This is a genomic window from Acinetobacter sp. CFCC 10889, assembly GCF_003268395.1.
In the GTDB taxonomy this organism is placed as follows: domain Bacteria; phylum Pseudomonadota; class Gammaproteobacteria; order Pseudomonadales; family Moraxellaceae; genus Acinetobacter.
This window is the reverse complement of record NZ_LQXQ01000081.1, coordinates 1-11,215: the sequence shown is the minus strand read 5'-3', so window position 1 is coordinate 11,215 and position 11,215 is coordinate 1. Positions and strand designations below refer to the sequence as shown.

Here is an 11,215-nt window from a genome sequence, read left to right as displayed (position 1 = left end):
GCTTTGGTCAAAGAAGCGGATACCAAATATCAAGAGCTTTTAAACAACCTAATTGATCGAGCTGCAAATGCACAAACACCTGCAGAAGCAACTGCTCTCACTGGTTATACAAAATCGTGGACCGAAGAACAGCGTAAACCGTTAATTGATGCAATTCATAAGCGTTTGGCTGAACTTGATTCACCTGCAAAGTCTGAATCATCACTAATGGTTCGTATTAATAACGCGCAAAGCCTTGAAGAACTTGAAATATTAGAAACGGAAATTAAGCAGTCTGATGAAAGAGTTCAAGCGCGTTTATTTAGCTATGCAAACCAACGTCGTGCAGATCTGGTTAGTTATGAAGAAACTCAAAATTGGGATGGTCGGTAAATAAGGTGAGTAAATGGAATGGATTCTATTTTTTCTTGAAATTTTATTGGTAGTGAACGGAACGATTGTAATTAATTTTGAAGTATGGAGTTGGTAATGGATTCAGCTAAAGAGTTTCAAAGAGAGGTTGCAAGTAAGAATTTTGAGAATGCAAAAAATAAAGTGATCAAAGTTCTGCAAAATGAGCCATTTGGATTATCGGTAAGTCAATTGATGACGGCATCTAGACTGAGTGTAAAAACAGTTAAGGTAATTCTACAAAGTGCTGAATTTAAAATTGAAAATGATATTTGCCTTTTGACATCAGGAAAGGTGGTGTGATGAAAATCAATCAACGCTTAAAGTTCAGGAGGAAGATTGATGGGAGCGCTTAAAAAATACGTTGTCACCTTTGAAGGTGCAACCCCTCCGCAGATTACGCTAGGGCAAGACTTTGGTGGTGCTATAGTTAAAGAATTAAAAGAAGTTGAAGTGAAGTTGGTTACCGTAGCTCAACTTGCTAAAACTTATAACCTGAGTCGCGACACAATCAGAGAACGACTTGCCTCTATAAATCAAGGCACTTCGGGCAAGTGTCTATACGATCCTAATCTGGCACACAATTTACTCATCGCAAAAACTAAAAGAGGCAGACCGAGAGCTAATTAGCTCTCACTGTCATTAAACATCTCAACCAAGTCCTGTGCATCAGGATTGTAATAAGTATTAATCAATATCCCGATTGTCTTATGCCCTGTGATTTTTGCTAAAACCTCAACGGGTAATTTTCTTATTTTAACCATTCTTGTAATAGCTTCATGCCTTGAATCGTGGAAATTTATATAAGGAAGCTCTGCTCTCTTTTTAGCTCTCACCCAGGTTGCACAACAAATATCTTTATCGATCGGAACCAATTTGTCAGCATCTGCAGGTAATAATGAAAGTAGTCTCTTTGCTTCTTTCGATAATGGCACATTCCTTGATTCGCCATTCTTAGTCATCGGCAAATGAACAAAGCCATCTTTTAGATCTGCTTTTCGCATTGCTAAAATTTCACCTTGTCTCATTGCTGTTTCAAGCGCAAATAAGAATGCCCATGCAACATAATGCTTCGACTCATCAGGTCTAGTTAAGCCATCCCAACCAAGTGCTTTGAGCATCTTGTCTTGCTGTTCTTGTGATATACGCTGATTTCTTGACTTGGTTTTACTTGGCATTGATACAGTGTGCCAAACATTTGATTCAATCAAAAAAAGTTCTTTCATGGCGTAAGTAAATACAGCTGAATAAATAGCATGTTCATTTCTTAGAGTCGAAACCTTAACTTCCTTTTTTCTAGCATTTCGCCATTCAGCAATATCATTAGGCTTAAAGTCATAAATAGACTTATTGACAAGATTGGGTGCAATACGATTAAGATTTTTTATCTTGAGCATAATTGTTCGAGCTGAACGCATTTGCTTGCCATGCTCTAAATAATATTTATCGCATAATTGTTGAAATGGGTAGGCAGGCTTTATTCCCTGTTCTAAATCAGCTTTACCAGTTTTAAGTTCTAATAATTTAATAGATGCCCATTGTTCACATTCTTTGGCTGTATCCCTTGTTGCTGAATATCGCTTATTCTCAAAAGTAACTGTGATGCGCCAACTTGAGCCACGTTGTATCGGTTTTGGTAGTTTCATTCTTGGTGTAGATTTGGTGCAGATTACCTTTTATTCTAGTCAAAAAATAGCAAATTGGAAGAAAATACGGGGAATTTTAAGCAAATTAAAGTGACGGTTTAGTTGTTATAAATTAAAAATAAAATCATAATACCATGTTTTTAAACAAATTATTTTTATAATTTTCTGTTTTTTAATTTTAAAATGTATAGATATCACCTAAAATCATTGTATACTAGCTATTTTTATCAAGTGTAAATGACGCCACCTTGTCTTCAAGTGAAGTTTCAATGAGTACTTTATTACTAATTACCTCTGCACCTAGCTCCATTCATGCTTGGCATGCTTTAGGCTTAGCCCAAGCACTGCATACCAAACAGCAAGAATTTCGTGTCTTCTTTTATCAAGATGGTGTATCTGTTGCGAATAAATTGCAATGGTTCCCCGATGATCAACGAAATTTATGCAGCGAGTGGCAGAAATTAGCCATCCGCTTACCTGTCTGTGTCAGTGCTGCACTAGCACGGGGCATTACAGATCAAGAAAATGCCCAACGACATCAAATATCAACTCACAACCTTGCACAAGGCTTTGAATTAGTCGGTCTAGGAGAACTTGCTGATGCAGTTGAGTCCTGTGAGCGCTTACTTCAATTCTAGGGTCTTATTCTTATTTAAGTGTTGCAATTCAAAGGTAAATTGTGTGAAAACTGTACTCGTTATTTTAACCCAAGCCAACCTCACTTCCTTCCAAGTCAATGAAAGCATTGCAGCAACCATGGTGCTTGCAACTTTTGGCAGTGAAGTCAAAGTTTTACTACAAGATGGTGCACTGAGTTTATTAAAATCAGAACAAGTCTTTGACAGTGTGAAACATGCTTTTAAACTTGGCTCTAACATGTTGGATAGTTTTGAGTTTTACGATTTAACCCCTGTTTTAGTAGAAAATAAGGATAAAAATTCGCCTTTTGTTACGCAATCACAACAGGAAATTAAATTTATTGATTTAAATCATCAATTTATCCAATCTTTTGATCATGTGTTGTATTGGTAACAAGCACTTTCGATCAAGTTTAGAAATGAGCAATTCAACATGTCACAACCAACTTTATTTTTAATTCAATCTGAATTTTCCAAAACTGCTACCTGTTTAGAACAATGGACAAACATGTCAAATGCAAATGATGCGATTGTTTTAATGGGTGATGCAGTTCTGTTTGCCCAAGATCCATCTATACAACAACACCCTTTAGTCTATGTGCTTGAAACAGATTTAGATTTAACCGCAACAGTATTGACTGAAAATGTGAAAACTCTTTCTTATGCTGCTTTTGCGGACTTAGCTTTAGACTTTAAACATTGTATTAGTTTAAAATAATCTCTTTCTCCCATTTAAAATGAGTAAGCTCATTTACTTAGGCTATTTTATGAATTTAGAACTTGATCAAGATGGTCATTTAGTGGATTACACGATTTGGAATGAAGATGTTGCACAACAACTGGCGCAAAGTTTAGATTTAGAATTAACAGCTTGGCATTTTGAAATATTACAAGCAGTACGTCAGTTTTATCACCAATTTGGACATTCGCCTGCGACACGCCCTTTGATTAAGTTTTTAATGAAAAGTGTTAGTCCTGACATTAACAATGCTGTACTACAAGACAAATTTCAAACAGGTTTGGTAGCCCGTCATTTAAGCCGTTTGGCAGGCATTCCAAAACCTGCCAATTGCTTATAGTCATTATTTGAGCCATTTTAAGCCTGTTTTTTCATCACTTTTTGCATAAAAGCAACATTAAAAACAGGTTTAACCTGTTGTGCATCTAACAATTCACCACAGTCCGAACACACCAAAACAGGCTTGAGCACATGCTGACAGGTGCTATGGACAAAATGCACAATAGGTTCAAGCTCAGCATCCATCCATTGATCCGACCAATTCGCCATGGTCAATAATACTGGATAAAGTGCTCGCCCTTTTTCAGTTAAACGATATTCAAAACGTTGCTGGCGATCTTGATAAGGTGTTTTTACCAAAACTTGATGCTCTACCAAACGCTTTAAACGTTCCGATAAAACATGCCGTGTCACCCCTAAGTTTTGCTGAAAATCATCAAAACGGCGAATCCCCATAAAGGCATTACGAATAATCAAAAATGTCCAACGATCACCAATCACCGATAAAGTACGTGCGATTGGACAAGGCTGTTCACCAATTTCATCCCATTTCATCAATTACTCAATTTTTTAGCTTTGCATTTACTGTAATGATCTCTTGATATTTTTAAAAGCAGTATTTGAATTTTAAATGTCCCCCCTCTGTTATTTTTTGGATAAATTGGTATTCAACAGCCACTTTTTTAATATTCCAGCCCTCTTGTTTCATATTGATTTTTATCATGAAATGTAATGTAAAAATAAATATGTAATGACATTGTATAGTCGATACATACACAGCATTATTGCAAAAATATTTCAAATAATTTTATTTATCTTATTGAAAATAAATATATTTTAAATTTGATATTCAGAATTGATCAAGCTAGACTTTGAACAGACTGAGCCAATTAAGAATAAAGACATGACGGATTTAACACATTTTAGTACGACAAATGATGTAAATAATGAATCTTCTGCTATAGAAGAAACTGAAGTTATTCGTGTTCCAAAATCGCAGGTCAATGAAGTTAAACAATATTTAAGCAACAAAGCACAAAAACAAAAAGTTCGTGAAGTCGCATCTATCGCGATTTTTGAATGTAAAAGCTCCGCATCTATTCCATTTGCACAAAGTAAAATCGCAGCAGGCTTACCCTCTCCTGTACAGGAATATACCGAACAATCCATTGATTTTAATGAATATCTGATCCGAAATCCAAATACCACTTTTGTGGTTAAAGTTGCTTCTTTGTCGATGCTAGGTGCAGGCATTGATGTAGATGATGATTTGATTGTTGATCGCAGTATTGAAGCAAAAAATCGCAATATTGTAGTGGCTTTGGTTGACAATGACTTTACAGTAAAACGCCTCATGATTGAGGGTGATCGTAGATGGTTACAAGCAGAAAACCCTGAATTTCCTGATATTCACTTCCAAGATGGTCAAGAAATGGTGATTTGGGGGGTAGTCACTCGAGTCATTAAAAATTTAAAATAAAAGTTCCATTTTTCAATTCAATACCTAATTTTTAATATGATATAAGATTTAGGTATTGATGATTTTTAGCTCAACCAACCACTTTACAAATACACTATTTGTCTTGAGCAATTGCTTGATATGTTAAAGCATTATTTTCAAATACATACCTATTTTCTTATCGAACAATTTTCGCTTTATTTTGATCTGCTTTCTGATATTGTAAATTTTTACAACGCCCCCATCTTGATTTAATATTGCAACCTGCACATGCTATCCTGCCTTTAAAGCGTTGCAGACCGTGTCTCTCCCTATGCATGTAAATACATGTATTTATACAACAAACTTAATCCCCACAACAAATGGATACCGATTTTTTGTATGAATAGCTTCTTAAAATGGTTTGAAAATCGTGTTGATCCTTATCCAAATGAAGGACTCAATGAACCTTTACCCAAAACTTTCTTTGCCTTTGTCTGGCAATCTGCTTTTGGTGTTAAAAAGTATTTAGTTTTATTGATCTTATTTACTGCTGCAACTGCCAGTTTTGAAGCTATTTTTTTCTCACAAATTGGGCATCTCGTGGACTGGCTCACACAGTCTACGCCTGAAAATTTTATTGCAAATCACAAAAATAATCTGATCATTTTATCACTGATCTTATTTGCCAATATTTTCTTTGCCAATATGCAGTCCATCATTCGCCACCAAGTACTATATAGCAGCTTTCCAATGCGCCTGCGTTGGCGTTTTCATAACCTGTTGTTACGTCAAGGTTTAGACTTTTTCCACAATGATTTTGCGGGACGTTTGTCATCAAAGGTGATGCAAACCGCTTTAGCTGTGCGTGAATTTTGGGTCATTTTGGGTGACATGGTGACCTATGTCATTATTTACTTTATTACCATTAGTGTTGTTTTAGGGGCAATTTCACCGATTTTATTGATTCCTTTATTGGTTTGGTTAGGGCTATTTATTTCTGCTGCATGGTATTTCATTCCTCGTTTGGGCGCGATCTCCAAAGCACAAGCTGATGCTCGTGCTGAAATGACAGGACGTGTAACCGATGCCTATACCAATATTCAAACGGTAAAATTATTTGCACATGCAGGTCGTGAAAGTCAGTACGCTAAAGCTTCTATGCAAAAATTTATGGTGACTGTATTTCATCAAATGCGCTTAGGCTCAATGTATGAAATATGCATTAATTTACTGACTTTTGTGCTGTTTTTTGGAGTTCTTGGTACAGCCGTTTGGTTATGGTTAGAAGGACATGCAGCGATTGGAGTAATTGCAGCAACTACAGCAATGATCTTAAAACTCAACAGCATGGCTGAGTTTATGATGTGGCAAACTTCAATGTTGTTTGAAAATATCGGGACTATTCAGGATGGTATGAATACATTAGGTAAACCGATTCATATTCAAGACAAAGAAGATGCTAAACCACTACGCATTGAACATGGCAATATCAAGTTTGAAGATGTTAGTTTTGCTTATAATAATAAAAACGTGATTGATCATTTTAATTTAGACATTAAACCAGGTGAGAAAATTGGTATTGTTGGTCGCTCAGGTGCAGGAAAATCCACACTTATTCAACTACTTCTACACTTTTATGCGATCAACCATGGGCGTATTTCTATTGATGGGCAAAACATTGAGGATGTCACCCAAGACAGTTTGCGAAAAAATATTGCTTTAGTGACCCAAGACACTTCTCTATTACATCGTACTGTGGCTGAAAATATTAAATATGGTCGTCCTGATGCCAGTGATGAGGAAATGTTTGAAGCTGTCAGAAAAGCCAAAGCTGAAGAGTTCATTCCACAGTTATCTGACCTCCGTGGGCGTACAGGTTACGATGCTTATGTCGGTGAACGTGGAGTTAAATTGTCAGGTGGTCAGCGCCAACGGATTGCCATTGCACGAGTATTTTTAAAAGATGCCCCAATTTTAATTTTAGATGAAGCGACCAGTGCTTTGGACTCAGAAGTTGAAGCGGCAATTCAATCAAGTTTAGATGATTTAATGCAAAATAAAACGGTGATTGCCATCGCCCATCGTTTATCGACTATTGCGCAAATGGACAGATTAATCGTTTTGGATCAAGGAAAAATCGTTGAACAAGGCACACATGAAGATTTAATTGCACAAAATGGCATTTATGCCAATTTATGGCAAAGACAAACAGGCGGTTTTTTGGTAGAACAACAAGGTATGAAAGAAAAGGAAGATAAATAAATGTTGTATTTAGAAGATCTAAATGTAGGTGATCAATTTAAAAGCCGAGAATACGAAGTAAACTTGGATGAAGTTTTAGATTTTGCCCAGAAATATGATCCTCAAGTTTTTCATACTGATCCAGAAAAAGCAGTTGAACATCCTATTTTTAAAGGCTTAGCAGCAAGTGGTTGGCATACTTCAGCCATCGTCATGCGTCTTTGGACAGAATGTTTTCCCGTGGCTTATGGCTTGATTGGCTCTGACTCAAGCCTACGTTGGCCACGCCCAACCCGTGTTGGCGATAAAATCCATGTTGAAGTTGAAATTGTGTCAATTACAGCATCGAAAACCAAAGCAGATCGTGGTATTGTCAGCTACGTGACGCAGGCAAAAAATCAGCATCAAGACGTATTGCTTATTTCTACCACCAAGATTGTGGTATTTAAAAGAGACTTTGACCAGCTTTAAAGCCAGAACTTGTCTTACAATTTTTTCATTATTTTCTAAAAATCATGACAATATGTAAATTAAGCACATATGTTGAGAGCAACGGATAGCATATGAAGAATACTTCAGCTCGCCAAGATCAGGGGATTCCTGGTGTTTATGGACTTTTATTACTCGATATTGTGTCGAGATGGGGCTACAGCGCTGATACTTTTTTTGCGCCTTTTCCATTTGATAGTGAACAATTGGCTGAGCCAGATTGTCGCATTGCCACGCCTGTTGCCAATGAATTGGTTAAACATGCCCTAAAATTGACAGGTGAAAGTACACTCGGCTATCAGATTGGCACGCAAATGCGTATTTCTATTCATGGCTTTATTGGCTATGCGATTATGACTGCCAATGACATTACCGATGCTTTGGTCTTAGCGAATCGCTTCATTCAGCTACGCATGCCATTTTTACAATTATATTTTTCTACTTTTGGTGAAAAAGCCACTTTACAATTGCAATGCGACATTGATATCGAGCCATTAAGAACTGAAATTGTGATGGGACTGACCTTTGGTATTATGACCATGGCGATTGCTCTGACAGGCATTGATGACCTTAAAGGTGATATTGATTTTGATTTTCCAAAACCTGAAGGCTTTGATAAATATATTGATAAACTTCAAGGTCGTTATAATATGCGCTTTGAGCAACCACATCTGATTGCGAGTTTTGATAAATCTTATTTGGGTTTAAAAATGGTCAATGCTGACCCTATTGCCAGTCAAATCGCGATTAATCAATGTGAAGCGGAGCTGTCTGCGATTGGTGAACGCCGCCGTTTATCGATGCGTGTACGTGATATTTTAACCCATTCTGAACAGCATTATTTAAGTATTGAAAATGTCGCTGAACGCTTATACATGTCTGATCGCACATTGAAACGTCAACTTGCTGCAGAAGGTACATCATTTTCCACTTTAGTGGATGAAGTTCGTTATCGACATGCCACTTCCTTACTGTCTAGAACAGACTATACGCTTGAACAAATTGCAGATGAACTTGGTTATAGCGATGTTGCCAATTTTAGTCGTGCATTTAAACGTTGGAGTGGACGTAGCCCAAGCAATTGGCGTAAAGACCCATATCTATAGCAGTTTTAAATCTTTTGTTTTGTTACAAAAACCTGTATAACACGTAGAAAAATAAATTGAAGCTTTTAAGGAGTTAGCATGAATCATCCTGCTGAATTAAAATACGCAACAACACATGAATGGGTTCGTATCGAAGGTGATTTGATCGTTACTGGTATTTCTGATCATGCACAAGATGCATTAGGCGATTTGGTCTATGTTGAAAGTCCTGAAGTGGGTCGTCAAGTCACCGCAGGTGAGGCAGTAGGTGTCGTTGAATCAGTGAAAACGGCATCTGATATTCATGCACCAATTTCAGGAACTGTGGTTGAAATTAACTCTGCTCTAGAAGATGATCCTGATTTTGTCAATGATGAACCTTATGGCAAGGGTTGGATTTATAAAATTAAAGCAGATAATCTTGATGATGTAGAAAAACTACTCAGCAATACAGATTATGAAGCAGGCTTATAAAACATTTTGCTATATTCACAACATGAATAAATGACCTATATAAAAGGAATCAATCATGATTCCTTTTTGCATTATTGAATGTGATATTTACACTATACTCTCTTATCTAATTGTATTAAAATTAAACATATTTTCTCAGTAAATGACTTTTTAGCTCTTTACATCTCTCCCAACATTCAGGTTATTTATGTCAACTGTAAATGCTCAACATTTATGGAATAAATCCTTTATTCTTTGTTTAGCCAATAATTTATTTTTATTTATCTTTTACTTTGCTCAAACCACCATTTTACCCATTTATATTTTAAATGACTTAGGTGGTAATTTAGCACAAGCAGGTTTAGCAATGACTCTCTTTATGGTGTCATCTATTGCTGTGCGTCCTTTTAGTGGACTCATCATTGAAAAACTAGGGCGAAAAAAAACCTTATATATCTCTGAAACCCTATTTTGCTTATTTGCGGTATCTTATTTACTCGCTGACAATCTCACCATGTTAATGATTATCCGCTTTTTACATGGTATTTGGTTCAGTATACTCACTACGGTTACTGTTCCGATCGCCAATGACTTTATTCCAGAAAAACAAAAAGGTGAAGGCATGGGCTATTTTGTCATGTCAGTCAACTTAGGTATTGTACTTGGGCCACTTATCGGTTTAACCTTAATACAATCCACATCTTATTTGACTGTCACTGCTATTTTAGCAGCAATTATTTGTTTAGGTTTTGCCTTATGTTTCTTTATTCCGATTCATCAAAGCCAAACAACTACACTAAACATTGAAAATAAAAAATTAAATATCAATGATTTTGTTGAAAAAAAAGCACTTTCTGTCGCTGTTATGGCAATGATCATCTCATTTTCTTATGCCAGTATCATGTCATTTATTTCCACCTTTGCCGAATCAAAAAATTTACTCGCTTATGCCAGTGCATTCTTTGTGGTTTTTGCCATTTCTATGATGAGCCTGCGTCCAATCACTGGAAAAATTACGATCGTAAAGGTGCAAGTTATGTAATTTATCCTGCAATTGCCTTATTTGCAGTTGGCTTAGCAGTATTAAGCCAAGTTGAAAATGCGACAGGTTTTCTTTTTGCCGCAGTCTTAATTGGTATGGGTTTTGGCTCTGCACAACCTTGTTTGCAAACACTCGCAATTCAACGCTCGCCAAAAAACCGAATTGGACATGCAACCTCAACATTCTTTACCTGTTACGACATTGGCATTGCTGTTGGCTCAATCTTACTCGGCATTCTAATTGCCCATTATGATTATAGTTTCGCCTATTTACTTTGCGCATTGATTACTACATGTAGTTTAATTTTCTATAAATTTGTAGTGAATCGAAAAACAGCTTAATAGTACTTAGCATCAGATCTAAAACAATAAAATCATCATTTAAAGCCGTACTGTGCGGCTTTTTTCCTAAGGCGGATTCAACTAGCAAGTGCAACGGTATAAAACCCAGCCATTACTTCGCTAGGTGTTCGCCATCCTAAACTCTTTCTGGGACGATTGTTCAAGCATCTTCAATCTCTTGAATTCGCTCTTGGCTAATATGTTCAAATGAAGATGATTTTGGCTTTACGGAGCAGTGCTCCTCATGTCGGATTAAGCCATTCGTATTTTCATTTCTTGCTCGCTGATTTGAGCAATATGCATCAGCAAAATATGTATCAATACCTCGGTTTGTTAAGCGCTGATGCTCCGAAAACTCTTTACCATTATCAAATGTCACACTATGAGCATGGCTCATTTTAAGTCGATCTATACAGTGACTAATCGTATTT

At 36.5% G+C, this 11,215-nt stretch carries 13 protein-coding genes and 3 pseudogenes; 13 read left to right on the top strand and 3 right to left on the bottom strand.

Going from position 1 to position 11,215, the window contains the following annotated elements:
* The 3 genes and pseudogenes from AVJ19_RS19190 to AVJ19_RS19180 form a co-directional block, all read left to right on the top strand.
* A pseudogene (locus AVJ19_RS19190) lies at positions 1-372 on the top strand (hypothetical protein); the annotation flags it as partial.
* Positions 373-468: 96 nt separating this feature from the next.
* Positions 469-693 carry a hypothetical protein gene (locus tag AVJ19_RS19185; protein ID WP_111860395.1) on the top strand — a complete coding sequence of 75 codons (225 nt, stop codon included), beginning with the start codon at positions 469-471 and terminating at the stop codon, positions 691-693.
* A gap of 39 nt (positions 694-732) precedes the next feature.
* Positions 733-1,020, top strand: coding sequence for a DNA-binding protein (locus tag AVJ19_RS19180; protein ID WP_111861187.1), 288 nt, complete (start codon positions 733-735; stop codon positions 1,018-1,020).
* On the opposite strand, the gene AVJ19_RS19175 is transcribed toward AVJ19_RS19180, so the two are convergent.
* On the bottom strand, positions 1,017-2,036 hold the full coding sequence (locus AVJ19_RS19175; RefSeq protein WP_111861186.1) for a site-specific integrase: 1,020 nt from the start codon (positions 2,034-2,036) through the stop codon (positions 1,017-1,019). The two genes, AVJ19_RS19180 and AVJ19_RS19175, sit on opposite strands and share 4 nt — an antisense overlap.
* Before the next feature lie 269 nt (positions 2,037-2,305).
* Between AVJ19_RS19175 and tusD the strand changes: the two genes are divergently transcribed.
* The 4 genes from tusD to AVJ19_RS19155 are packed head-to-tail and all read left to right on the top strand — an operon-like array spanning position 2,306 to position 3,753.
* Positions 2,306-2,674 carry a sulfurtransferase complex subunit TusD gene (tusD, locus tag AVJ19_RS19170; RefSeq protein ID WP_111861185.1) on the top strand — a complete coding sequence of 123 codons (369 nt, stop codon included), beginning with the start codon at positions 2,306-2,308 and terminating at the stop codon, positions 2,672-2,674.
* A gap of 43 nt (positions 2,675-2,717) precedes the next feature.
* Complete coding sequence (locus tag AVJ19_RS19165; protein ID WP_111861184.1) at positions 2,718-3,068, top strand: hypothetical protein; 351 nt, start codon at positions 2,718-2,720, stop codon at positions 3,066-3,068.
* 39 nt (positions 3,069-3,107) lie between these two features.
* Entirely contained in the window at positions 3,108-3,392 is a 285-nt protein-coding gene (locus tag AVJ19_RS19160; protein ID WP_111861183.1) for a DsrH/TusB family sulfur metabolism protein, read from the top strand.
* 49 nt (positions 3,393-3,441) lie between these two features.
* Positions 3,442-3,753, top strand: coding sequence for a TusE/DsrC/DsvC family sulfur relay protein (locus AVJ19_RS19155; protein ID WP_111861182.1), 312 nt, complete (start codon positions 3,442-3,444; stop codon positions 3,751-3,753).
* A gap of 17 nt (positions 3,754-3,770) precedes the next feature.
* Here the strand turns inward: AVJ19_RS19155 and AVJ19_RS19150 are convergent, their stop codons facing one another.
* Complete coding sequence (locus tag AVJ19_RS19150; RefSeq protein WP_111861181.1) at positions 3,771-4,247, bottom strand: winged helix-turn-helix transcriptional regulator; 477 nt, start codon at positions 4,245-4,247, stop codon at positions 3,771-3,773.
* Positions 4,248-4,596: 349 nt separating this feature from the next.
* Here AVJ19_RS19150 and AVJ19_RS19145 point away from each other — a divergent pair, with 349 nt between their 5' ends.
* From AVJ19_RS19145 to AVJ19_RS19120, 6 genes and pseudogenes are all read left to right on the top strand, one after another.
* Positions 4,597-5,172 carry a LexA family protein gene (locus AVJ19_RS19145; protein ID WP_111861180.1) on the top strand — a complete coding sequence of 192 codons (576 nt, stop codon included), beginning with the start codon at positions 4,597-4,599 and terminating at the stop codon, positions 5,170-5,172.
* A 360-nt stretch (positions 5,173-5,532) separates the two neighbouring features.
* Positions 5,533-7,395: an ABC transporter ATP-binding protein gene (locus tag AVJ19_RS19140; protein WP_111861179.1), complete on the top strand. Its 1,863-nt coding sequence runs from the start codon at positions 5,533-5,535 to the stop codon at positions 7,393-7,395.
* Positions 7,396-7,845 (top strand): MaoC family dehydratase, encoded by a 450-nt coding sequence (locus tag AVJ19_RS19135; RefSeq protein WP_111861178.1) that lies wholly within the window; start codon positions 7,396-7,398, stop codon positions 7,843-7,845.
* 92 nt (positions 7,846-7,937) lie between these two features.
* Positions 7,938-8,969 (top strand): AraC family transcriptional regulator, encoded by a 1,032-nt coding sequence (locus tag AVJ19_RS19130; RefSeq protein ID WP_111861177.1) that lies wholly within the window; start codon positions 7,938-7,940, stop codon positions 8,967-8,969.
* A 78-nt stretch (positions 8,970-9,047) separates the two neighbouring features.
* On the top strand, positions 9,048-9,422 hold the full coding sequence (gene gcvH / locus AVJ19_RS19125; protein WP_111861176.1) for a glycine cleavage system protein GcvH: 375 nt from the start codon (positions 9,048-9,050) through the stop codon (positions 9,420-9,422).
* A 187-nt stretch (positions 9,423-9,609) separates the two neighbouring features.
* Positions 9,610-10,784: pseudogene (locus tag AVJ19_RS19120) on the top strand (MFS transporter).
* 77 nt (positions 10,785-10,861) lie between these two features.
* Here AVJ19_RS19120 and AVJ19_RS19115 read toward each other — a convergent pair.
* Positions 10,862-11,215 (bottom strand): annotated as a pseudogene (locus tag AVJ19_RS19115) (IS30 family transposase); the annotation flags it as partial.